21 protein-coding genes are annotated in these 22,273 nt (G+C 66.8%); 2 read left to right on the top strand and 19 right to left on the bottom strand.

The genetic code is table 11. From position 1 onward, the window contains the following. Positions 1–24 precede the first annotated feature (24 nt). The 10 genes from ABQ039_RS06440 to rlmD form a co-directional block, all read right to left on the bottom strand. Complete coding sequence (locus ABQ039_RS06440) at positions 25–1,290, bottom strand: NAD(P)/FAD-dependent oxidoreductase (protein WP_349778451.1); 1,266 nt, start codon at positions 1,288–1,290, stop codon at positions 25–27. 93 nt (positions 1,291–1,383) lie between these two features. After that, the gene (locus ABQ039_RS06435; protein WP_003488188.1) at positions 1,384–1,590 is read right to left on the bottom strand and encodes a cold-shock protein; all 207 of its coding nucleotides are present in this window, start codon (positions 1,588–1,590) and stop codon (positions 1,384–1,386) included. An 87-nt stretch (positions 1,591–1,677) separates the two neighbouring features. After that, the gene (locus ABQ039_RS06430) at positions 1,678–2,430 is read right to left on the bottom strand and encodes an S-methyl-5'-thioinosine phosphorylase (RefSeq protein ID WP_104568756.1); all 753 of its coding nucleotides are present in this window, start codon (positions 2,428–2,430) and stop codon (positions 1,678–1,680) included. Positions 2,431–2,516: 86 nt separating this feature from the next. Beyond that, a complete protein-coding gene (locus tag ABQ039_RS06425; protein ID WP_016903731.1) occupies positions 2,517–3,071 on the bottom strand; it encodes a hypoxanthine-guanine phosphoribosyltransferase in 555 nt (184 codons plus the stop codon). Beyond that, positions 3,071–4,075, bottom strand: a complete 1,005-nt coding sequence (nagZ, locus tag ABQ039_RS06420; protein WP_024938024.1) for a beta-N-acetylhexosaminidase — start codon at positions 4,073–4,075, stop codon at positions 3,071–3,073. Before nagZ ends, ABQ039_RS06425 begins: the two co-directional genes overlap by 1 nt. Positions 4,076–4,214: 139 nt before the next feature. Next, complete coding sequence (locus tag ABQ039_RS06415; RefSeq protein ID WP_349778450.1) at positions 4,215–5,792, bottom strand: cryptochrome/photolyase family protein; 1,578 nt, start codon at positions 5,790–5,792, stop codon at positions 4,215–4,217. A 186-nt stretch (positions 5,793–5,978) separates the two neighbouring features. Further along, positions 5,979–7,019, bottom strand: a complete 1,041-nt coding sequence (locus tag ABQ039_RS06410) for an NAD(P)/FAD-dependent oxidoreductase (RefSeq protein WP_374057859.1) — start codon at positions 7,017–7,019, stop codon at positions 5,979–5,981. A 15-nt stretch (positions 7,020–7,034) separates the two neighbouring features. Beyond that, positions 7,035–7,718 (bottom strand): DsbA family oxidoreductase, encoded by a 684-nt coding sequence (locus ABQ039_RS06405; RefSeq protein ID WP_349778479.1) that lies wholly within the window; start codon positions 7,716–7,718, stop codon positions 7,035–7,037. A gap of 141 nt (positions 7,719–7,859) precedes the next feature. After that, complete coding sequence (locus ABQ039_RS06400; protein ID WP_349778448.1) at positions 7,860–8,357, bottom strand: CYTH domain-containing protein; 498 nt, start codon at positions 8,355–8,357, stop codon at positions 7,860–7,862. Between the two features lie 103 nt (positions 8,358–8,460). Next, positions 8,461–9,795 carry a 23S rRNA (uracil(1939)-C(5))-methyltransferase RlmD gene (gene rlmD, locus ABQ039_RS06395; RefSeq protein WP_126965711.1) on the bottom strand — a complete coding sequence of 445 codons (1,335 nt, stop codon included), beginning with the start codon at positions 9,793–9,795 and terminating at the stop codon, positions 8,461–8,463. A gap of 157 nt (positions 9,796–9,952) precedes the next feature. Between rlmD and ABQ039_RS06390 the strand changes: the two genes are divergently transcribed. After that, positions 9,953–10,675, top strand: coding sequence for a response regulator (locus ABQ039_RS06390; protein WP_046342105.1), 723 nt, complete (start codon positions 9,953–9,955; stop codon positions 10,673–10,675). Positions 10,676–10,824: 149 nt separating this feature from the next. Here ABQ039_RS06390 and recO read toward each other — a convergent pair whose 3' ends face one another. From recO to rpoE, 9 genes are all read right to left on the bottom strand, one after another. Further along, complete coding sequence (recO, locus tag ABQ039_RS06385; RefSeq protein WP_184611031.1) at positions 10,825–11,547, bottom strand: DNA repair protein RecO; 723 nt, start codon at positions 11,545–11,547, stop codon at positions 10,825–10,827. A 240-nt stretch (positions 11,548–11,787) separates the two neighbouring features. After that, positions 11,788–12,687 carry a GTPase Era gene (gene era, locus ABQ039_RS06380; protein WP_024938032.1) on the bottom strand — a complete coding sequence of 300 codons (900 nt, stop codon included), beginning with the start codon at positions 12,685–12,687 and terminating at the stop codon, positions 11,788–11,790. Next, the gene (rnc, locus tag ABQ039_RS06375; RefSeq protein ID WP_024938033.1) at positions 12,684–13,364 is read right to left on the bottom strand and encodes a ribonuclease III; all 681 of its coding nucleotides are present in this window, start codon (positions 13,362–13,364) and stop codon (positions 12,684–12,686) included. Before rnc ends, era begins: the two co-directional genes overlap by 4 nt. After that, positions 13,354–13,761, bottom strand: coding sequence for a DUF4845 domain-containing protein (locus ABQ039_RS06370; RefSeq protein ID WP_024938034.1), 408 nt, complete (start codon positions 13,759–13,761; stop codon positions 13,354–13,356). Before ABQ039_RS06370 ends, rnc begins: the two co-directional genes overlap by 11 nt. Beyond that, positions 13,761–14,561 (bottom strand): signal peptidase I, encoded by an 801-nt coding sequence (lepB, locus tag ABQ039_RS06365; protein WP_011036465.1) that lies wholly within the window; start codon positions 14,559–14,561, stop codon positions 13,761–13,763. Before lepB ends, ABQ039_RS06370 begins: the two co-directional genes overlap by 1 nt. Positions 14,562–14,665: 104 nt before the next feature. After that, the gene (lepA, locus tag ABQ039_RS06360) at positions 14,666–16,456 is read right to left on the bottom strand and encodes a translation elongation factor 4 (RefSeq protein WP_024938035.1); all 1,791 of its coding nucleotides are present in this window, start codon (positions 16,454–16,456) and stop codon (positions 14,666–14,668) included. A 190-nt stretch (positions 16,457–16,646) separates the two neighbouring features. Then, positions 16,647–18,218 carry a DegQ family serine endoprotease gene (locus ABQ039_RS06355; RefSeq protein ID WP_349778447.1) on the bottom strand — a complete coding sequence of 524 codons (1,572 nt, stop codon included), beginning with the start codon at positions 18,216–18,218 and terminating at the stop codon, positions 16,647–16,649. Between the two features lie 109 nt (positions 18,219–18,327). Next, positions 18,328–19,218: a sigma-E factor negative regulatory protein gene (locus ABQ039_RS06350; protein ID WP_349778446.1), complete on the bottom strand. Its 891-nt coding sequence runs from the start codon at positions 19,216–19,218 to the stop codon at positions 18,328–18,330. After that, entirely contained in the window at positions 19,215–19,835 is a 621-nt protein-coding gene (gene rpoE, locus ABQ039_RS06345) for an RNA polymerase sigma factor RpoE (RefSeq protein WP_046342100.1), read from the bottom strand. The genes ABQ039_RS06350 and rpoE overlap by 4 nt, the downstream gene beginning before the upstream one ends. Positions 19,836–20,070: 235 nt before the next feature. Here rpoE and ABQ039_RS06340 point away from each other — a divergent pair, with 235 nt between their 5' ends. After that, a complete protein-coding gene (locus ABQ039_RS06340) occupies positions 20,071–22,152 on the top strand; it encodes a 3-hydroxyacyl-CoA dehydrogenase NAD-binding domain-containing protein (protein ID WP_349778445.1) in 2,082 nt (693 codons plus the stop codon). Positions 22,153–22,273: the final 121 nt, after the last annotated feature.

Here is a 22,273-nt window from a genome sequence, read left to right as displayed (position 1 = left end):
GCACTGCGTAGGCCGCCGCTTCTTCTATGCGGCCGCTTCGGCCTTGTCGACGGCAACACGCGGCACCGGTTGCGCCAACGCGTCCACAAAGTCCGGCGCCAGTGCCAGCTTGCCGAACCAGCCGTGCTGGGTGCCGCTGAGCACCCGCAGCATATGCCCGCGTCCGCCGGGCACGCGTCCCATCGGGCGCAGCAGCAGATCGCGCCCGTGCGCCCAGAGATCGCGCTCGGACTGGAACAACGGTGTCAGCCAACGGCTCCAGCGGTGATAGATCGCCACATGCGCCTGGCGCTCGCGCTGATAGTGCTGCAAGGCCGCATCCAGATCGGCGCCGACCCGCAAGGCATCGCGCAGCGCCAACGCATCCAGCAGCGCCATGTTGACGCCCTGCCCCAGCTGCGGACTCATCGCATGTGCGGCATCGCCGGCCAGCACGAAGCGGCCGCGATGCCAGCGTGTCACCACCGCGTCGCGATAACTCGCACGCGCCAATGCGCCATGCACTTGCACGGTCTCCAGACGCGCATATGCATCCGGCCACATCTGCGCAATCTCCTGCCGCCATGCGGCAATGCCGCGCTGTTCCCACGCGGCAAAATCGCTGCACGGCAGGCTCCAGAAAAAACTCAGCCGCGGGGTGGCGTCGCCCGGGCGCGTGCCCACCGGCAGCAGGCCGATCATCTTGCGCGCGCCGATATAGCGCTGGCGCAACTCATCGACGAACGGCCAGTCCTCGCGTGGCAGCAGGCACCACAACGCACCCCACGGATACACCCGATCCAGCCGCGTGCCCTGCGCCTGCGCGCGCAAGCTCGACGCAGAACCATCGGCGGCAATGATCAGATCGTAGGGGCCGTGCCAGTGCCCGCGCTGATCCTGCAGGCGCGCGCCGTCGTGATCGATCGCGGTGATCCGGGTATCCACATGCAGCTGCGCGTGCTCCGGCCAGGCCTCGCGCAACAGCGCAAACAAGGCGCCGCGCTGCATGCCCAGGCCCATCAGCCGCGCATCCAGATCGCGGTACTGCATGTCCATCACCGCGCGTCCGCACGGCGTTTCGCCATACAGCCGGCGCACCGGTGCGCCATGCGCGAGCGCCTGCGGCAGCAAGCCCATCTTCCACAGCACCTGCAGGCCACTGGGCTGCAGCAGGAAGCCTGCTCCCACCGGCCCGGGCGTGGCGGCACGTTCGAACACGTCCAGCCGGTGCCCGTCGGCGCCCAGCAGCACGGCCAGTGCCTGCCCCGCCGTTCCATAACCCACTACCGCAATGCGCAATGCTCGCTGCATGTCCTTCGCTCCCTGGACGGCACCGACCCCGCATGGGCCGATGCAAAAAAACCCCGCCGTGGCGGGGTTCTTCAACCGCACAATCGAGTCACATCACTCGACCGGCGTGATGTTCGAAGCCTGGGCACCCTTGGGGCCCTGGGTCACGTCATAACTGACGCGCTGGCCTTCCTGCAGGCTGCGGAAGCCCTTGGAGTTGATCGCGGAGAAGTGCGCGAAGACATCGGCGCTGCCGTCCTCCGGTGAGATGAAGCCAAATCCCTTGGCGTCGTTGAACCACTTGACGGTACCGTTCGGCATGGTGATGCGAGACCTTTGCAATAATTAATGGGTGGTGTACGGCGATGCGTACGCGCCGAGTATGCAAAGCTTATGCCCCGATGACAATCACCCGCGTGCAAGTTCGCCGATCAGCTCCGGCAATCCGGACGAGGCGGCATCGACGTTGGCCAACACCTCCGCCATGGTGATTTCCTGCGCGTCGCCACAGCCGGCCGCCCAGTTGGCCACGATCGCCAAACATGCATATTCCAGGCCTTTTTCGCGTGCAAGAGCCGCTTCGGGCATGCCGGTCATGCCGACCAGATCGCAGCCGTCGCGACGCATGCGGGCGATCTCTGCAATCGTTTCCAGTCGTGGTCCCTGGGTTGCGCCGTAGCATCCGCCGGCGACCATCGTGACGCCGGTCACCTTGGCGGCGGCGATGACCTTGCTGCGGAACATCGGCGAATACGGATGGCCGAAATCCACGTGCTGCACCTCGCTGCCCGGCTCTTCGCAGAAGGTGGACACGCGGCCCCAGGTGTAATCGATCAGATGATCCGGGCACGCCAGCACGCGCGGGCCGAACTGCTCGGTGATGCCGCCGACGGTGTTGAGCGCCAGCACGCGCGCGGCGCCGATTTGCTGCAGCGCAGCGATGTTTGCGCGGTAATTCACCTTGTGCGGCGGCAGCGAATGGCCTTCGCCATGGCGCGCCAGGAATGCCACGCGGTGGCCCAGCAACATGCCCACGCGAATCGGGCCGGAAGGCGCGCCGTACGGCGTTTCGATGTCGTGCGTCTGCACCTGATCCAGCTGTGCGAGCTTGTAGACGCCGGTGCCGCCGATGACGGCCAATGCGATGGAAGTGGAGGACACAAGCAACCTCTGCAACGAAAGACAGGATGGTGACGCGCAGCCCTGCGCGCCGGGCTGCCCGCAGCGACGCGGGCAAACTGCGGCAGTTACTGCTTCATCGCGTAGATGGCGGGAATGCCGCGCAGCTGCTCGTTGACGTCCATGCCGAAGCCGAACACGTAGCGGTCGGCCACTTCCACGCCGACGTAGTCGGCGGCCACACCAGGCACGCAGCGGTCGTGACGCTTGACGGTCAACACCGCCACGCGCACGTCGGTGGCGCCCTGCTCCAGGCACCACTGGCGCACGCCCTGCAGCGTGTAGCCCTCGTCGAGGATGTCGTCGACCAGGATCACCCGGCGACCGAACAGCGCAGTGGCCGGACGGTGCTTCCACACCAGCTCGCCGCCGGTGGTTTCGCCGCGGTAACGGGTGGCATGCAGGTAATCGAACTGCAGGTCCTGGCCGCGTGCGCCCAGCTCCAGCGCCAGCTGCCCGGAGAACGGCAACGCGCCGTGCATGATGGTGAGATACACCGGCACTTCGCCGGCATAGTCGCGCGCGATGGCGTCGGCAATGCTGGCGACCGCCGCATCGATGGCAGGGCGGTCGACCAGCAGATCGGCTTGGGCCAGGGCCTGGGAAATGGTGAGCGTGGACATCAGGCAGTTGTTCCGAAAGAGGCGGAAAGGGGAGTGGTGAATGAGGCGTCGGAGCCGGCGAGCAGGCCATCCCAGCCCAGCGCGCCGCGGCCGATCAGGCCGATCAATGCTGCGGTGTTGAGGCTGCGGCCCTGCACGGCCTGCAGCGATTCGTCGACCAGTTCCGGGTGGCAGACCAGCACCACGTCGCAACCGGCATCCAGATGCGCATGCACCCGGCCGGCCACGCCGCCGGCGCTGAACGAGGCAGCCATGCCGATGTCGTCGGAGAACACCACGCCGCGAAAGCCCAGTTGCCCGCGCAGGATCTGCTCGATCCAGCGCGGCGAATAGCCGGCCGGTTCCGGGGCGACCTGCGGGTAGACCACGTGCGCCATCATCACCGCGTCGGCACCGGCCTCGATGCCGGCCATAAACGGCAGCAGATCTTCGGCCAACAGGACCTCCAGCGGACGCGGGTCGCTGGCATGGTCGACGTGGGTGTCTTCCAGCACGGTGCCGTGGCCGGGGAAATGCTTGAGCGTGGCGGCCATGCCGGCGCCGTGCAGCGCCTGCACATAGGCGCGGGTGAAGCTGGCCACGATCTGCGGATCGTCGCTGAAGGCACGATCGCCGATGGCGCGGTTGCCGCGGCCCAGGTCCACCACCGGCGCGAAGCTCAGGTCCACGCCGCTGGCACGCACTTCGCTGGCCATCAGCTGCGCATGCGCGCGCGCGGCGGCGAGCGCGGCCTCGGGGTCCTGCGCGTACTGCGCGCCGAAGCTCTGCAGCGGCGCCAGGGCGCTGTAGCCGTCGCGAAAGCGCTGTACGCGCCCGCCTTCCTGGTCCACGCAGATCAGCACCGGGCGCGGTGCGGCCGCGCGGATGGACGCAGACAGCTCGGCCACCTGCGTGCGCGAGGCGAAGTTGCGCTTGAACAGCACCACGCCGGCGACCGCGTCGTGCTGCAGCCAGTCGCGTTCCTGTGCGCTGAGTTCGGTACCGGCAACGCCGATCAGAAGCATGTTGGGGGACTCCCGGGCCAGGCGCCACGTTGGCGCAGCGCGGCATTGTCGCAGATGCGCGTTGCAGCGTCAGATCGCGCATTCAGGCAGGCCCGTGTCTCGGGCCGTCTCGGCCCGGTCGCTGCCCTTCGGCTGCAGCTCAGAGCACCTCCAGATTCGCCCGCCAGCGCGCGGCCTGCGCCTGCACCTGCTCCAGTACCTCCGGTGCCATGGCGTCGAGCTGCCGGTAGGGCAGCGCCAGGCGCTCGTTGGCGCCCAGCAGCGTGCGCTGCCGCGCCAGGAAATCCCAGTACAGCGCGTTGTACGGACAGGCCTGCGGGCCCACCCGCACCTTGCGCTGATAGCGGCAGCCACCACAGTAATCGCTCATGCGGTCGATGTAGGCCGCGCCGCTGATGTACGGCTTGCTGCCGAGCAGGCCGCCGTCGGCGAACTGGCTCATGCCGACCGTATTGGGCAGCTCCACCCACTCGAACGCATCGATGTAGATGCCCAGGTACCAGCGATGCAGGGCCTGCGGGTCCAGCCCCGCCAGCAGCGCGAAATTGCCGATCACCATCAGCCGCTGGATGTGGTGCGCATGCGCGTTGGTCAGCGAATTGCCGATCGCATCGGCCAGGCAGCGCATGCCGATCTGCCCGTCCCAGAACCAGTGCGGCAGCGGCGCATGCTGGTCGAGCCGATTGGACAGCGCGTAACCGGGCATCTGCGACCAATACACGCCGCGCACGTATTCGCGCCAGCCCAGGATCTGGCGGATGAAGCCTTCCACCGATGCCAGCGGCGCATGCCTGTCATGCAGGGCCGCCTCCGCGCGCGCAATCACCTCGCGCGGATGCAGCAGCTTGACGTTGAGCGCGAACGACAGCAGCGAATGGAACAGACGCGGGCTGCGCGTGCTCATCGCATCCTCGTAGCGACCGAAGTGCGGCAACGCATGCGTGATGAAGGCATCCAGGTGCTGCAAGGCTTCGTCGCGATCCAGCGGCCACGGCAGCGCATCGGCATTCGGCGCACCGAAGCTGTGCACGCCGGCTGCCTCGATGACACTCCACAGCGCGCGGTGATCGTGCGCGGCGCGCCACTCCTGCGGCGCGGGCGGATCGCCTGGCCATGGCGCACGGTTGTCGTGATCGAAATTCCAGCGCCCGCCTTCCGGCTCGCCTGCGGCATCGAGCAGGATCCGGTGGCGGCGGCGCATCTTTCGATAGAACACTTCCATGCGCCATTGGCCGCCAGCGCGAAAACACCCGGCCACCTCATCGCGCTCGGTCAGGAAATGTTCGCTGTCGACCATGCGCGTGGCGAACGGCTGCCGCGCGCACCAGTGCTGCAATGCTTCGTCCAGCCGCCATTCGTCCGGCGCCTGATACTCCAGCTGGCTGGCGCGGTAATGCGCGATCAGCGCGTCCAGATTGGCGGGAATCGATTGCCGATTGCTGGGGTTGTCGATGGCCACGTAACGCACCCGATGACCGGCCTGCCGCAGGCGCGCGGCAAACGCGCGCATCGCCGCGAAGATCGCCAGGATCTTCTGCGCGTGGTGCAGCACGTAGTCGGTTTCCTCGCGCACTTCCATCAGCACGTAGACCACGCCCGCATCGGTGACATCGAACCAGCTGTGTTGCGGGTTGAGCTGATCGCCCAGGACCAGGCGCAGCGTGTGTGCAGCTGGCTGCGGGTGACGCTCGCCTGCGGTCGCGTCAGGATTGCTCATCTATGCCGGGCGCGTGCACGCGCACAAAGCGTCGCAACGATCGATGTCGCACGCGCGCGCGCACTGCATAGCGGCACATGGTCTGTCATGCCTGCGCGGCCCGTTTGCGTTGGCGAACGGCCTGGCGTGCAGACGCGCTCTGCATCGACACGCCAGCGCATATCTCCCGCCGCGCATGCCACTGCATCACTCCTGCCCACTGCAGGCGGCATCGCTGGCACACACACGCGCAGCCAAGGCCACACCGCTTTGCCAGGCCCCTTCGACCTTGCCACCGGCCAACCAGTCGCCGCAGATGCCGATGCTCAGCGGCGCATCCCAGGCACAGCCGATCTGCAAGGCAGGCTCAGTGCTGGCCACCGTCCAGCGATACGCATCGCAGGACTGCGGCAGGGGCAGGCCAAGCGCGGCCAACGCGGGCAACACGCTGGCAATCACCGTTTCAGGCGTTGCGTCCAGATGCGCCCGACTCCAGTCGGCAGTGGCATGCAGCAGCCAGGTTTCCATACCATCCCTGCCCGGCTTGCTGGCGTTGCGTGCCACCCAGCGCAACGGGCCGGCGTTGACGAACAATGCGTCGTACCCGGGGTCGACCGGCATGTCGAAACGCAGCACCACCGCCCAGGCCGGCTGCATCCGTGCGTTGGCGGCCGTCGTCGCCAGCGTGGGCGCGCCGTCCGCCAGCAATGCAGCTGCAAGCGGTGCCGGTACCGCCAGCAATACGGTGTCGAAGCAGCAGCTGCGTGTCGTTCGGTCTTCTGCCACCTCCAGTTGCCAGCTCTCGCCATCACGCTGCAGCGATCGCACAGAGGCGCCCAACCGAATAGTCAGGGCTGCCGCCAGCGCACGCGCCGGTGCGCCCATGTCCGGCACCCCGACAAAGCGCGTCAACCCGCCCTGCGACGCACGCAGGTGGGTGCCATCCCAACTGGCGACGCGCGCAGGCCAGACCGCCGCGTCACCGCGCGCGATCCATGCCTCCACCACCGCGGCAAACGCCGGGTCGCGGGCGGTGAAATACTGCGCGCCGTGATCGCACTGCCAGCCAGCGCCGCCACAGCTGCGCATGCGTCCGCCGGGCAGGTCGCCCTGCTCGAACAACGTCACAGCCAATCCCGAAGCCTGCAGCCGTTGCGCGCAGGCAAGCCCGGCCAGCCCGGCGCCGATCACCGCAACCGTCCTCGATGGAGTGGGCCGCGTCATCTCGTCAGCGGCAGGCCGTTGCAACACGCCGCCGGCCGTTCACACCGCGCAGCCGTCCGGCCCGCAGGCATCGGGACCACCGATTGGCGCCGATTCGGGGGCCAGCTGCAACAGTGCCTGCGCAAAGCTCTCCGGCGGCTGCGCACCCTGGATCAGGCTGCGTCCATCGATGACGAAACTGGGCACCGCACGGATTCCCAGCGCAGCGGCCTGCGCCAGTTGCGCCTCGACGGCAACGACGCCTTCGTCGGAGTCCAGCAGCGCGCGCACGCGGGCCTCGTCCAGACCGCCGGCGGCCCCGGCAGTCACCAGCGTTGCGGTCGCGCCGACGTCTTGGCCTTCGGCAAAATGCGCATGGAACAAGGCTTCGATCACAGCCTGGACATCGCCCTCGCGGCTGGCCAGCCAGATCAGCCGATGCGCGCGCAGGGTGCTGACCTGCACCTGCCCGCGCCCGAAATCGAACGGCAGGCCTTCGGCGCGCGCAGTGGCCTGGGTCTGCGCCAGCATCTGCTCCACGCGCGCAGCACCGCCGAACTTTTGCGCCAGCGCATCACGCAGCGGGGTCGGCTCCAGGCCAGCATCTGGGTCCAGCTGGAAGGCGTGGTAATGGATGTCCAGCGCCGGTGCCTGCGCACCGAGTGCGGCCACCGCCTGCTCGAAACGGCGCTTGCCGATCCAGCACCAGGGGCAGACCACGTCAGACCAGATATCGATGCGCATGGGCGGGGAGTGGAAATTCATCATTGGGGACTCGCAGAGCATAAACCCAATACCAAGGCAGGGATTGGGGGGCGCAACGCAATCAGCCCAGCTCCGACGCATCGCGTTAGCTTTTACGAATCCCGAATGCCCAATCCCGACCTACAAATCCCCGCTCCAGTGCTTGAACGGGTGCGAGGCCAGGGCCAGGTTGTAATAGCGCACATCGTCGGTGACTTCGGCGCCGATCCAGTCGGGTTTGGCGAAGGCCTCGTCGGCATCGCCGAGTTCGATCTCGGCCACCACCAGCCCGGCGTTGTCGCCGAGGAATTCGTCCACTTCCCACACATGCCCCTGGTACTGGACCAGGTGCCGGCGCTTGTCGATCAGACCGCCGACACACAGCGCCAGCAGCGCACGCGCCTCGACCACCGGAATCGGATATTCGAACTCCTGCCGGGTATGCCCCACCTCACGCGATTTCAGATTGAGAAACGCGCCCTCGCCCTGGATGCGCACCCGTACCGACGCGTTCTGCGCACCGCTGCGCATCGCCTCCTGGTCGTTGATATAGCCCTGCGCCATCGGGATCACCGCATGCGCTGCGCTGCGCCAGCCCTCGCCGGTGACCAGGAATTTGCGTTCGATTTCGATGGGCATGGGATTTTGGGGATTAGAGATTCGGGATTGGGGATTGGTCACAGCGGCTAACTGGCGGGCTTAGGAAATGCGCTCCTGCGAATCCCCAATGCCCAATCCCCAATCACCGCCTCTCGAACACCGCGATGCTCTCCACATGCGCGGTATGCGGAAACATGTCCATCGCGCCGGCGGCCTTGAGCGTGAAGCCCTGCTCGTTGACCAGGTAACCGGCGTCGCGTGCCAGCGAGCCTGGGTGGCAGCTCACATAGACGATGCGCTCGAACTTTTTCAGCGGCAACTGCTGCAGCACTTCCAGCGCGCCCGAGCGCGGTGGGTCCAGCAGCAGCTTGTCGAAGCCCTGCCGCATCCACGCCGCGTTGCGCTGGTCCTGGGTCAGGTCGGCCGCATGGAACTGCGCATTGGCCAGACCGTTGCGCTGCGCGTTGTCCCGGGCGCGTGCCACCAGCCCAGCATCGCCCTCCACGCCGACCACTTCGCGCACACCGCGCGCCAGCGGCAGGGTGAAATTGCCCAGCCCGCAGAACAGATCCAGCACGCGGTCGTCCGGCCCGGCGTCGAGCAGCGCCAGCGCATGCGCGATCATCTTCTGGTTGAGCGAGGCATTGACCTGGATGAAATCCAGCGGCCGGAACGCCAGCTCCACATCCCACTGCGGCAGGCGGAACGACAGCGGCACCTCCTGCGGCCATAGCGGATGCACGCTCTCCACGCCACCGGGCTGCAGGAAGATCGCAAAGCCGTGCGCCTGGGCGAACGCGGTCAGCGCCTGCAGGTCGCGCTCGCTGAGCGGCTGCAGATGGCGGATGGTCAACACCACCGCATCGTCGCCGGCAATGAATTCGATCTGCGGGATATCGCGCTTGCCGTCCAGGCCTTCGACCAACGCCGCCAGCTGCGGAATCTTCTCGCCGATCTGCGGGATCACCGTGTAGCAGACCGACAGATCGGCCACGAAGCGCGGATCCAGCTCGCGAAAGCCGACCAGGGTCTTGTCCTTCTTTTCGACGCGACGGACCGAAAAGCGGCCCTTGCGCCGATAGCCCCAGGTATCGCCGACCAGGGCCGGCAGCACCGCCTGCGGTGTGACGTGGCCGATGCGTTCCAGGTTGTCCATCAGCACGCGCTGCTTGGCCACGATCTGCTGCGACTCGTCCAGATGCTGCAGCACGCAGCCGGCGCAGACGCCGAAATGCGGGCAGCGCGGGGTCACCCGCTGCGGCGATGCCTCCAGCACCTCCACCGTCCTGGCCTCGTCGAAATGCCGGCTGCGCGCGGTGGGTTCGGCCCGCACCAGCTCACCGGGCAAGGCGCCACTGATGAAGGTGACCTTGCCGCCCTCGCCGTCGCGGCGGGCCACGCCGCGTCCGTCGTGGCTGAGGTCGGTGATCGCGGTCTGGAACGGAGTACGGTCGAAGCGGTTTCGGGTTCTGGCCACGTGGCGACGAGCTGCGGGCAAAAAGGGTGCGTATTGTCGCAGATGCGACCGATCCCGGCCGCTTCGCGCGGTGGAACAATTGTCGCGCCCCGCAAACACAGGCACACTTCCGCTGCACGCGGCTGCTAGGACGCGGCATCGCTGACAAGGAGGCAGCATGAACATGGCGACACGCCAGGAACCCCAACCACGCCTCTTGCTGGTAGAGGACGACCCGATCAGCCGTGGCTTTCTGCAGGCGGTGCTGGAAGGTCTTCCCGCCCATGTGGATTGTGCAGACTCGCTGTCGTCGGCACTGGACCGTGCGCGCGCGCGTCGCCACGACCTGTGGCTGATCGACGTCAATCTTCCCGATGGCACCGGCAGCGGCCTGCTGCGCGCACTGCGCCTGCTGCACCCGGACGTGCCTGCACTGGCCCATACCGCAGACACCACCACGGCCATGCAACGCAGCCTGCAGTCCGATGGTTTTCTGGAACTACTGGTGAAGCCGCTGACCTCCGAGCGCCTGCTGCAGGCGGTGCGTCGTGGGCTGGCGCGCGGCCGCTACAGCGTGGCGCCGGTGGGCGTGGTCGACATTGCCGCCAGCGATTGGGACGAAGCGGCCGCGCTCAGCGCGCTCAACGGCCAGCAACACCATCTCAACGCGCTGCGCGAATTGTTCCTGGCCGAGTTGCCGGGCACCCGCGACGCGGTGGATTCGGCCTTGCAGGTCAGCGACGATCAGGCACTGCGCAGCCATCTGCATCGGCTGCAGGCCAGCTGCGGTTTTGTCGGCGCGGCACGGCTTGCCGGCGCAGTGCGCCTGCTGCGTGGCGACCCGCATTCCAGCACGGCGCAGACCCAGTTCCATGCGGCGGTGGCTGCACTGCTGCACTGAAGGAGGACTGCAGCGCTGTCCCTGGGCCCGGCGCAGCGTTGGCGATCGGAACTGGTGACATTGAGCACCATGCATGACGATGGTTCCGCATGGAGTTCAACGCGCATCCGGCGACTGCTCGCAAGACTGGTAGACCTGCCTTGCGACCCTCAACGCTGCCGCGCCAGATCCTCGAGCATCTCCCAGGATTTGAGCCCGCGTCCACTCAGATGATGCAGCAGCACGCCCCGCATGCTGCGACGCAGGCCCGGCATGTCGTCGGCCGCCGGCATGACGTCCTGGCCCAACGCCAGCAGCGCCGCACCGGTGACGGTGTCGCGCCGGTCCTGCGCCATCGCCTCGCTCAGTACGCGCAGCGCGCCCTCCTGCGGATCGAGCCGGTAACGCGCCGCCGGGTCGATCGGCTGGCCGTCGCGGTCGTGCTGCAGATCGAACGCAAAGCCCAGGCCATCGAGCACATCGCGCTCGAACTGGCGCAGCCCCCAGGCCAGCGGCAGGCCGGATGCCAGATGCGCACGCGCCTGCGCATAGCAATCGAACAACTCTGGCACCGGGTCGTTGCGCGGCGCCAGGCGCAGCAGCAGTTCACTGATGTAGAAGCCGGCCAGCATGGATTCGCCCGCCAGGCGGGGGGCGGTATCCAACGCTTCGGCCTGACGCAGCTGGGCCAGTTCGCCGCGTTGCACCGCAGTGAACTGGATCAACTGCAGTGGCTGCAGCGCGGCCCGCAAGGCCTGCTTGCGAGGCCCGTGCACCCCACGCGCCAACAGCCCGACCCGGCCATGCTGCTCGGTCAGCACTTCCACCAGCAGGCTGGTCTCGCGCCAGGCCCGCACATGCAGGATGAAACCGCGTTCGTGTTCGATCAGCATGGTCTGTTATGCGGCAGGGGGCGCGATTGCAGGACACAAGAGCGGCCAGCAGCGATGACCGCCGTGAGCCGCTGCCGGCAGCGCAGCTGGTCGCAGCCGTCGACGGCAGCCGCCGCAATGGCCAGGCGCGATCCGGTGCATCGGGACATCGCTTGCATCGCAGCCCCATGTCCGTGCCGGTGCCGGCGACCGCATCGACAGGCTGTCAGCACGGCACTGGCACTGGCGCCAGCCAGGGCCTCACTCGTATCCGAACGCCTTCAATGCCGCTTCGTCGTCCGACCAGCCTTCGCGCACGCGCACCCAGGTCTCCAGGAATACCTTGGCCCCGAACAGGCGCTCCATCTGCAGGCGCGCCTTGCCGCCGATGTCCTTCAGGCGGGTACCGCCCTTGCCGATCACGATCGCCTTCTGGCCTTCGCGCTCGACCCAGATCACCGCGCCGATGCGCAGCAGCGCGCCATCTTCGGCAAAGCGTTCGATCTCCACCGTGGTGGCATACGGCAGTTCTTCGCCGAGCTGACGCATCAACTGCTCACGCACCAGTTCCCCGGCCAGAAAACGCTGGCTGCGGTCGGTGATTTCGTCCTCGCCGAACATCGCTTCGGCCTCCGGCACCAGCTTGAGCAGGTCGCCGACCAGCGCCTCCAGGCCCTTGCGCTTGAGCGCGGACACCGGATGTACCGCAGCGAACGTCCGCCCCTCGCTGACCTGGGCCAGGAACGGAAACAGCGCGGTCTTGTCCTTGAGCCGGTCGACCTTGTTGACCACCAGCACCACCGGCACTCCGGCGTCGCTCAGGACCTTGAAGGCCAGGGTGTCTTCGTCGTCCCAGCGGCCGGCTTCGATCACCAGCACTGCCGCGTCCACGCCTTCCAGCGAGCCGCGCGCGGCGCGGTTCATCACCCGGTTCATGGCGCGCTTCTGCTCGCGATGCAGTCCGGGCGTGTCGACCAGCACCAGCTGCCCTTCGGGGAAGGTGGCAATGCCCAGCAACCGATGGCGCGTGGTCTGCGGCCGGTTGGACACGATGCTGACCTTGGCGCCAACCAGGGCGTTGGTCAGGGTGGACTTGCCGACATTGGGCCGGCCGATCACCGCAACGCTGCCGCTACGGTGGGGGGAAGAGGTTTCGCTCACGTGTTGGAATCCAGTTGTGCGATGACAAGGGTGGCCGCCTGTTGCTCGGCGAGACGACGCGAGCTGCCCTGGCCTTCGGCGCGGGCGACGGGCTGTTCCAGGATGCAGGCGACGTGGAACTGCTTGGCATGTTCGTCGCCGCTTTCGCTGATCAGCGCGTAGGAAGGCAACGGCAGCTGCCGCGCCTGCAGCCATTCCTGCAGCCGGGTCTTGGGGTCTTTTTCTGCCTTGCCCACCGGCAGCGCCGCCAGCGAGGGCTCGAACCACGGCAGCACCACCGCGCGGCAGCGTTCGAAGCCGCAGTCCAGATAGATCGCCGCGACGATCGCCTCAACCGCGTCGGCCAGGATCGAATCACGTCGATGGCCGCCGGATTTCAGCTCGCCCGGCCCCAGCGTCAGCCGCTCGCCCAGATTGAGGGTGCGGCCGATCACCGCCAGCGCGCCTTCGCGTACGAGTTCGGCACGCGCGCGGGTCAATGCACCTTCGTCGGCCTTGGGCCAGCGCTGGTAAAGCGCCTCGGCGACCAGCAGGTTGACGATGCCGTCGCCGAGAAATTCCAGTCGTTCGTTATGCGGTGTCCCGGCGCTGCGGTGTCGCAGCGCCTGGGCGAGCAATCCCGGATCGGCAAACGCATGCCCGATCGGATCGCCGCGCTGGAAAGTCCTATTCGCCACCACGTCCCGTCATGTCCTGGGACGTCTCGAATTTACCGACGACATCCAGATTGCCGATCAATTCGCGGCGAACTTCGTAGTTGACCTTCATGCGCCAGCCACCATCGACGCGCTCGAACTTGACGTCCTCTTTCTTGACGTTTTCCGAGTAGTTGATGTACAGCCGACGAAAGAACAGATCCTGCAACTTGGACGGATCCATGTTGGCGCTGTCGGGTTCCTTGGCCAGGCCTTTCATGGCCGTGCGCACCGAATAGTATTCCTGGTACATCGGAAACAGCTTCATTCCGATGTACAGCGCGAACCCCACCACCGCCAGCACCACCACGAACGACGTCAACGTCATACCGCTCTGCTTGCGCTTCATTGTGCTTCCCCCGGCACGCCGTGCGTGCATTACTGGATTCCGGTCCCGATCCGCGACGGATCGAAACTCCCCTTGCAGAACCACCCTTCGCAATTGAGCCAGATCAGGAACGCCTTGCCGCGCAGGTTGGCTTCCGGCAGGAAGTGCGTCTGGGTCCAGAACCGGCTGTCTTCGCTGTTGTCGCGATTATCCCCCATCACGAAATAGCTGTCCGCCGGCACGGTCCAGTCGCCCTGCCCGGCCGGCATGTTGCGATCGACCCACTCCAGCACCGTGTGGGTGCGGCCCGGCAAATCCTCGACCAGCAAGGTGGTGCCGGTCATCTCGGCGCCCTTGCCCTTGCCGATGTATTCGCCCTTGACCGTGTAGCGCATCGGCTTGTCGTTGATGTACAGCGTATCGCCGTGGAAGCCGATCTTGTCGCCCGGCAGACCCACCACGCGCTTGATCCAGTTCTGGTCCGGCGCATGCGGCGGCTTGAACACCACCACGTCGCCTCGCTTGGGCTCGCCGGTCGGGATGAACTTGGTATTGGTGATCGGCAGACGGAAACCGTAAGCGAACTTGTTGACCAGGATGAAATCGCCGATCAGCAGATTGGGCATCATCGAACTGGACGGAATCTTGTACGGCTCGGCCACGAAGCTGCGCAGGATCAACACCACCGCCAGCACCGGAAAGAAGGCGCGCGAGTAGTCGATGATCGCCGGCTCGCTGTCCAGCAGACCGGCGCGTGCCGCGCGGCGCTTGGCCAGGAACAGCTTGTCCAGCAGCCAGATGAAGCCGGTGCCCAGCGTCAACACAACCAGGGCGATTTCAAACCATTTCATTGATGTTCCTTCGGAACGGGATTTGGGATTGGAGATTGGGGATTCGCAAAAGCACGGGGCTGGCAAGTCGTTGCCAATCCCCAATCACGACTCCCGAATCCCAGCTACTTATCCATCTGCAAGACAGCCAGGAAGGCCTCCTGCGGAATCTCCACGCGGCCGACCTGCTTCATGCGCTTCTTGCCTTCCTTCTGCTTCTCGAGCAGCTTCTTCTTGCGCGAAACGTCGCCACCATAGCACTTGGCCAACACGTTCTTGCGCATCGCCTTGACCGTGGAGCGCGAGATGATTTGCGAGCCCACGGCGGCCTGGATCGCCACGTCGAACATCTGCCGCGGGATCAGATCCTTCATCTTTTCGCACAGTTCGCGGCCGCGCCGGTCGGCGTAGCTGCGGTGCACGATGATCGACAGCGCATCGACCTTGTCGCCATTGATCAGCGTATCCACGCGCACGAACGGGCCGGCATCGAAACGCAGGAAGTGGTAATCCAGCGAGGCGTAACCGCGCGAGACCGACTTGAGCTTGTCGAAGAAATCCAGCACCACTTCGGCCATCGGCAACTCGTAGCTGATCTGCACCTGGCTGCCCAGGTAGTTGATGCCGATCTGGGTGCCGCGCTTTTCCTCGCACAAGGTGATGATGTTGCCGACGTAATCGGGCGGGGTGAGGATGTTGGCGCGGATGATCGGCTCGCGGATCTCTTCCACGTTGTTGAGCGGCGGCAACTTGGATGGATTGTCCATCGGGATGATGCTGCCGTCGGTCTTGAGCACTTCGTAGACCACGGTCGGCGCGGTCGAGATCAGGTTGAGGTTGTACTCGCGCTCCAGCCGCTCCTGCACGATCTCCATGTGCAGCATGCCCAGGAAGCCGCAGCGGAAGCCGAAGCCCATCGCTTCGGAGCTTTCCGGCTCGAAGCGCAGCGCCGCATCGTTCAGGCGCAGCTTGTCCAGCGCCTCGCGCAGATCCGGGTAATCCTCCGCATCGACCGGAAACAGGCCGGCGAACACGCGCGGCTGCATTTCCTGGAAACCGGGCAGCGCATGCGGCGCCGGGTCGGCCGCCAGGGTCAGCGTGTCGCCGACCGGTGCGCCGTGCACGTCCTTGATCGAGGCGTTGATCCAGCCCACTTCGCCCGCGCCCAGCGCGGCAAGCTCCTTGCGCTTGGGCGTGAACACGCCGACCTTGTCGACCAGATGGGTGCGGCCGGTGGACATCACCAGGATCTTGCTGCCCGGCTTGATCTCGCCCTGCATCACGCGCACCAGCGACACCACGCCCAGGTAGTTGTCGAACCAGGAGTCGATGATCAGCGCCTGCAGCTTGTCGGTGTCGCGGGGCTTGGGCGGCGGAATCCGCTGCACGATCGCTTCCAGCACCAGATCGATGTTCAGACCGGTCTTGGCGCTGACCGCCACCGCGTCTTCGGCGTCGATGCCGATCACCGCTTCGATCTCGGCCTTGGCCCGCTCGATGTCGGCGGTCGGCAGGTCGATCTTATTGAGCACCGGCACCACTTCCAGACCCTGCTCCACCGCGGTGTAGCAGTTGGCGACCGACTGCGCTTCCACGCCCTGGGCCGCATCCACCACCAGCAGCGCGCCTTCGCAGGCGGCCAGCGAGCGGCTGACTTCGTAGGAGAAGTCCACATGCCCGGGGGTATCGATGAAGTTCAGGTGGTAGACCTGCCCGTCCTTGGCCGTATACGGCAAGGACACCGACTGCGCCTTGATGGTGATGCCGCGTTCGCGCTCGATCGGGTTGGAGTCCAGGACCTGGGCCTCCATCTCGCGCGCCTGCAGGCCGCCGCACAGCTGGATGATCCGGTCGGCCAGGGTGGATTTACCGTGGTCGACGTGGGCAATGATGGAGAAGTTGCGGATATTCCGCATTGAATCAGAGGACATTGAGGTGGGCGCCGGCGGTGCCGTCGTCAGGGTAACGCAGCATTATCGCACGCTTTGGAGCCGGGATTTGGGAGTCGGGATTGGGGATTCGAAAAGGCAGAACAAGAGCAGGCACCCGCGAACAGGAGCCTGCTTTTGCCAATCCCGAATCACCAATGACGAATCCCGGCTTCCCTCAGCCGCCGGCCTTCAAGGCCACATAGCTGGTCGCCTTGCCGTCGGTGACCAGCAGCATGACCACGTCGCCCTTCTTGTAGCTGGACAGGGCGCGGTTGAGTTCGGCGACGCTGCCGACCTTGGTGCGGCCGACGCGGGCGATGACCAGGCCCGGCGACAGCGGCGGTTGGGTGCTGCGTGCTGCAGCGCCGGTCACCGAGGCGATGCGCACGCCCTCGCCGGCTTCCAGGCCCAGGCGGCTGCGCTCGGCAGCAGTGAGATCGGCGACCTGCAGGCCGAGCAGTTCCACGCTGGCCGGGGCGCTGGGCTTGGCGTCTTCGGCCGCGGTACGCGGGGCGGCGTTGCCGGCGGGGTTGTCCAGCGTCGTGAGGGTAACGGCCACCTTGCGCGGCTTACCATCACGCAACACGTCCAGGTTGACCTTGGTGCCCGGCGCCATCAGGCCGATCATCGGCGGCAGATCGCTGGCGACATCGATCGGCTTGCCGTTGACGGCGCGGATCACGTCGCCCACCTCGATTCCGGCCTTGGCGGCGGGGCTGCCGGGCGGAACGTCGTTGACCAGCGCGCCGCGTGTATCCGGCAGGCCCAGGCCCTGCGCCTTGAGCGAGTCGATCGGGCCGACCGCCACGCCCAGCATGCCGCGGCTCACATGGCCGGTGGCCTTGATCTGCTCGGCAGCGCTGAAGGCTAGGTCGATCGGGATCGCAAAACTGATCCCCATGTAGCCGCCCGAGGCGGAGAAGATCTGCGAATTGATGCCGACCACCTCGCCGCGCGTGTTGAGCAAGGGGCCGCCGGAGTTGCCCTGGTTGATCGCCACGTCGGTCTGGATAAAGGGCACGTAGCGCTGGTCCGCATACGGGTTGCTGCGCCCAGTGGCACTGACGATGCCGGCGGTGACCGAGTGATCCAGGCCGAACGGCGAGCCGATCGCCACCACCCACTGGCCCGGCTTGAGCGTGTTGGAATCGCCCAGGCGTACCGTCGGCAGGCCCTTGGCCTCGATCTTGAGCAGCGCCACGTCGAACTGCTCGTCGCTGCCGACCACCTTGGCCTTGAACTCGCGGCGGTCGGTCAGCTTGACGGTGACCTCGCTGGCGCCATCGACCACATGGTGATTGGTCAGCACATAGCCGTCGGCGGAAATGATGAAGCCCGAGCCCATCGACTTGCCGGCGATGCCGCCATCGTCATCGCCGCCCTGGCCCGGCCCCTGCCGCGGCCCGCCCGGCATCTGGAAATCCGGCCCGAAGAAGCGGCGGAAGAATTCCGGCATCTGCTCGTCGCCGGGCATCGCGCCGCCGTCCTGCCCACCGCGCCGCTGGCGCGCCATGGCGTCCTTGCGGGTGATGGTGGTTTCGATATTGACCACACCCGGGCCGACCTGCTCGACCAGATTGGTGAAGTCCGGCAAGCCGCTCACCAGCTGCGGAGCCGGGGTGGCGCTGCGGTTGGCGGCAATCGGGGCAACATCCTTGGCCGCGGGCGCGGACTGCTGCGCGCAGGCGGCCAGCGGCAGGGTCATGGCGATCAGGCCGAACATCTGGGTGCGAATGCGGTGGTTCATCAGGTTGCCTCCGATGGCAGGGCGACAGGGGCCAAAGCCCCTGCCACTGCAGGGGTCCGGCACGATAACGGGAGGGAGGGCGCCGAACGGATGAAGATCGGCGGCGGCATCAATCCTGCGGCGGCTGCACCGGCAGCGGCCGGTTGGGCGCGGGCCTGGCAACACCCTGCGGCGCAGGCTCGAACGGATAGAACGCGGTGCCCTGTCCGCCTTGGCGGAAGCTGGCATTGAGCGGACTTTCACCGGCACCGGACAGCGCCGCGCGCGGCCATGGGCGTGCCTGCAAGGTGGTATCCGGATGCGTGAACGGATTCGATGGCGACACCGCACCGGCCGTAGCCGTCGTCGCAGCAGGAGCAGCGGACGCCAGCATGCGGGTCGGCACCTGCTGCTGACGCGAAGCGACGCTGCGGGCGACCTGCTGGTTGCGTGTGGCCGCGCCACGGCGCGTGGATGCCAGCGCGGCGGCCGGCACCGCTGCGGCCAGCGCGGCCACCTCGTCGGGAGCGGCCGGGCCGGGCTCGGCCGGAGCCTTCGGTGCTGCGGGCGTGGCGGGGGCCGGCGTGGCCGCCGGCAGCTGCGCCGTCGTGGCGAACACCGGGACCTGCTCGGCCGGCGGCACGGTCTCGGGCAGGCGCTCGCGCGCCATGAACAGGGCGATTGCAGCGACCGATGCCGCGATCGCTGCGCCACCACCCCAGCGCCAGCGCGTGGCCGGACGCGTGGATGGCTGCGCCTGCGGCACCGGCTCGTCGGCAATGGCACTGCGCACGCGCGCGGCAAAATCCAGCGGTGCCGGCGCGCTGGCCGCACCGCGCAGCACATCGCCACATAGCTGCCAACGCTCGTGGCAGCCGGCCAGTTCCTCGTCGTGGGCCAGGCGGCGCAGCAGGAAGCGCGACTCGTCGGCGCTCAATTCGCCATCCACCAGCGCAGACAGCTGCTGACGGTAGTGACGCTCGAACTTGTCGGTGGTGGACATGGCAGGGTTATGGCTCATACACGGTGTCGCTCACGGGTGGCGCTTTCGGTCTCCAACAGAGGCCGCAGCTCGATGTCGATGGCCTCGCGCGCCCGGAAGATGCGCGAGCGCACCGTCCCGATCGGGCAATCCATCTTTCGCGCGATTTCGTCGTAGCTCAGCCCCTCCACCTCGCGCAGGGTGATGGCCGACCGAAGTTCTTCCGGTAGGGCTTGGACCGCACGCATCACCGTTTGTTCCAGCTCCTGTCGCATCAATTCGCGCTCCGGGGTGTCGGTATCGCGCAGGCGGGTGGCACCATCGAACTGTTCGGCATCGCTGATCTCGATATCGTCGGTGGGCGGACGGCGGTTGTGCGCAACCAGATGGTTCTTGGCAGTGTTGACGGCAATGCGGTGCAACCAGGTATAGAACTGGGAGTCGCCACGGAAACTGTTGATCGCGCGGTAGGCGCGCACAAACGTATCCTGGGCCACGTCCTGGCACTCGCTCCAGTCGGCGATGTAGCGCCCGATCAACGCAACGATGCGGTGCTGGTATTTGCGCACCAGCACATCGAACGCTGCGCTCTCGCCGCGCTGCACACGCCGGACCAGTTCCAGGTCCAGCTCCTGAGGTATATCGACTTCGGCCATGTCGGGCCGCACTCCTGTCAGCCCACCGAAGTCGGGCAATGAGACAACCAATGAAAAGAAAAGTTCATACCGACCCGGACGATCGTCACGCATCAGACTAGCTGCACCGATGCGCCACTGGCGACGCCTCGCACGAGGCGCGCGCCGCCCTGCCGACAGGTATGGGTATTTGACGTGAAGGAAACAACCTCTGGATGATAACGACCTTTCCTTATATCTCCGGACGGCCAGACGCATGCTTCCAGGTTTCGACGGGCTCCGATTCAGCCATTGGCAGGCCGACCTGCGCGAGGACGGCGTGGTCGTGCTCAGCCTTGATCGCCAGGGCGCACCGGTCAACGCGTTTTCGCAGGAGGTGCTGCTCGAGCTGGGCGCGCTGGTCGAACGTCTGGCGCTGGACCCGCCCAAGGGCGTGGTGCTGCGCTCGGGCAAGCCCAACGGCTTCATCGCCGGCGCCGACCTGAAGGAATTTCAGGAGTTCGACCGCAAGGGCACCGTCAATGATGCGATCCATCGCGGCCAGAGCGTCTTTCAGAAGCTGGCCGAACTGCCCTGCCCCACGGTGGCGGCGATCCATGGCTTCTGCATGGGCGGCGGCACCGAGATTGCGCTGGCCTGCCGGTATCGCGTGGCCTCCGACGATGCCGGCACGCGCATCGGCCTGCCGGAAACCAAGCTCGGCATCTTCCCCGGCTGGGGCGGCAGCGCCCGCTTGCCGCGCCTGATCGGTGCGCCGGCGGCGATGGACCTGATGCTGACCGGTCGCACCGTCGCGGCCAAGGCCGCACGCGCGATGGGCTTGGTCGACAAGGTCGCCGCGCCCGCGGTGCTGGTCGATGTCGCCGCCGCGCTGGCGCTTACCGGCAGCAAACGCCCGTTCAAGCAGCGCGCCACCGCGTGGGCCACCAATACCTTGCTCGCGCGCAAGCTGCTGGCGCCACAGATGCGCAAGCAGGTCGCACGCAAGGCGCGCAAGGAGCATTACCCGGCGCCCTACGCCTTAATCAACGTGTGGGAGCGTGCCGGCGGCAGCGGCATCCAGGCGCGCCTGGCGGCCGAGCGCAAGGCGGTGGTCAAGCTCGCCAGCACGCCGACCGCACGCAACCTGATCCGCATCTTCTTTCTCACCGAGCGCCTGAAGGCGCTGGGCGGCAAGGATGCCGGCGCTGCGGCGCTGGCTCCGATCCGCCATGTGCATGTGGTCGGCGCCGGCGTGATGGGCGGCGATATCGCGGCCTGGGCGGCGTACAAGGGCTTCGAGGTGACGCTGCAGGATCGCGAGCAGCGCTTCATCGATACGGCGCTGGGCCGCGGCGGCGAGTTGTTCGCCAAGCGCGTCAAGGACGAGGCCAAGCGGCCGGCGGTGGCGGCGCGCCTGCGTGGCGACCTGGCCGGCGCGGGCGTGGCGCAGGCGGACCTGGTGATCGAAGCGATCATCGAGAACCCGCAGGCCAAGCGCGAGCTGTATCAGTCCATCGAGCCGCAGCTCAAGCCATATGCCTTGCTGACCACCAACACCTCGTCGATTCCGTTGACCGAGCTCCACGGACATATCCAGCGCCCGGCGCAGTTTGCCGGCCTGCACTACTTCAATCCGGTATCGATGATGCCGCTGGTGGAAATCGTGCAGCACGACGGGCTGGATCCGGCCAACGTCGCGCGCCTGGCGGCATTCTGCAAGGCGCTGGACAAGTTCCCGGTACCGGTGGCCGGCACGCCGGGCTTCCTGGTCAATCGCGTGCTGTTCCCGTACCTGCTCGAAGCGGCCACCGCCTATGCCGAAGGCGTACCGGGCCCGGTGCTGGACAAGACCGCGGTGAAGTTCGGCATGCCGATGGGGCCGATCGAACTTATCGACACGGTGGGGCTGGACGTTGCCGCCGGCGTGGGCGCGGAGCTCGCACCGTTCCTGCACCTGCCGATTCCGGCGGCGCTGGCCACCGTGGAGCCGGGCAAGCGCGGCAAGAAGGACGGCCAGGGCCTGTACAAGTGGGAGAACGGGCGCGCGGTCAAGCCCGAGGTCGCCAGCGGCTACGAGGCGCCGGCAGACCTGGAAGATCGCCTGATCCTGCCGCTGCTCAACGAAGCCGTCGCCTGCCTGCACGACGGCGTGGTGGCCGATGCGGACCTGCTCGACGCCGGCGTGATCTTCGGCACCGGCTTTGCCCCGTTCCGCGGTGGCCCGATCCAGCACATCCGCAGTGTCGGCGCCGACGCCTTGCTGGCACGTCTGCAGGCACTGCAGGCGCGCTATGGCGAGCGTTTCGCGCCGCGCCCGGGCTGGCAGTCGCCGTTGCTGCGTGAACCGGTGGAGTGAACCGTCGACGCTGTCTTCGACGTCGATCAGACACGCAAGCGGGGGGCGATCGGCGACTGGGGTGATCCGCAGGTTGCAGCGCGGCGAGCCATCGACACACGCTGTCACAGGCAACAAACAA

This window comes from Xanthomonas sp. WHRI 6108, assembly GCF_040202385.2.
GTDB classification, from domain to species: Bacteria; Pseudomonadota; Gammaproteobacteria; order Xanthomonadales; family Xanthomonadaceae; genus Xanthomonas; species Xanthomonas arboricola.
This window is presented reverse-complemented; position numbering and strand designations above follow the sequence as displayed.

What these genes read in the sequence shown, in the direction of transcription:
- ABQ039_RS06440 (WP_349778451.1), bottom strand. Translation starts at nt 1,290, where the DNA reads ATGCAGCGAGCATTGCGCATTGCGGTAGTGGGTTATGGAACGGCGGGG.
- ABQ039_RS06435 (WP_003488188.1), bottom strand. Translation starts at nt 1,590, where the DNA reads ATGCCGAACGGTACCGTCAAGTGGTTCAACGACGCCAAGGGATTTGGC.
- ABQ039_RS06425 (WP_016903731.1), bottom strand. Translation starts at nt 3,071, where the DNA reads ATGTCCACGCTCACCATTTCCCAGGCCCTGGCCCAAGCCGATCTGCTG.
- nagZ (WP_024938024.1), bottom strand. Translation starts at nt 4,075, where the DNA reads ATGCTTCTGATCGGCGTTGCCGGTACCGAACTCAGCGCACAGGAACGC.
- ABQ039_RS06415 (WP_349778450.1), bottom strand. Translation starts at nt 5,792, where the DNA reads ATGAGCAATCCTGACGCGACCGCAGGCGAGCGTCACCCGCAGCCAGCT.
- ABQ039_RS06405 (WP_349778479.1), bottom strand. Translation starts at nt 7,718, where the DNA reads ATGCGCATCGATATCTGGTCTGACGTGGTCTGCCCCTGGTGCTGGATC.
- ABQ039_RS06400 (WP_349778448.1), bottom strand. Translation starts at nt 8,357, where the DNA reads ATGCCCATCGAAATCGAACGCAAATTCCTGGTCACCGGCGAGGGCTGG.
- ABQ039_RS06390 (WP_046342105.1), top strand. Translation starts at nt 9,953, where the DNA reads ATGAACATGGCGACACGCCAGGAACCCCAACCACGCCTCTTGCTGGTA.
- recO (WP_184611031.1), bottom strand. Translation starts at nt 11,547, where the DNA reads ATGCTGATCGAACACGAACGCGGTTTCATCCTGCATGTGCGGGCCTGG.
- ABQ039_RS06370 (WP_024938034.1), bottom strand. Translation starts at nt 13,761, where the DNA reads ATGCACGCACGGCGTGCCGGGGGAAGCACAATGAAGCGCAAGCAGAGC.
- lepB (WP_011036465.1), bottom strand. Translation starts at nt 14,561, where the DNA reads ATGAAATGGTTTGAAATCGCCCTGGTTGTGTTGACGCTGGGCACCGGC.
- lepA (WP_024938035.1), bottom strand. Translation starts at nt 16,456, where the DNA reads ATGCGGAATATCCGCAACTTCTCCATCATTGCCCACGTCGACCACGGT.
- ABQ039_RS06355 (WP_349778447.1), bottom strand. Translation starts at nt 18,218, where the DNA reads ATGAACCACCGCATTCGCACCCAGATGTTCGGCCTGATCGCCATGACC.
- ABQ039_RS06350 (WP_349778446.1), bottom strand. Translation starts at nt 19,218, where the DNA reads ATGAGCCATAACCCTGCCATGTCCACCACCGACAAGTTCGAGCGTCAC.
- rpoE (WP_046342100.1), bottom strand. Translation starts at nt 19,835, where the DNA reads ATGGCCGAAGTCGATATACCTCAGGAGCTGGACCTGGAACTGGTCCGG.
- ABQ039_RS06340 (WP_349778445.1), top strand. Translation starts at nt 20,071, where the DNA reads ATGCTTCCAGGTTTCGACGGGCTCCGATTCAGCCATTGGCAGGCCGAC.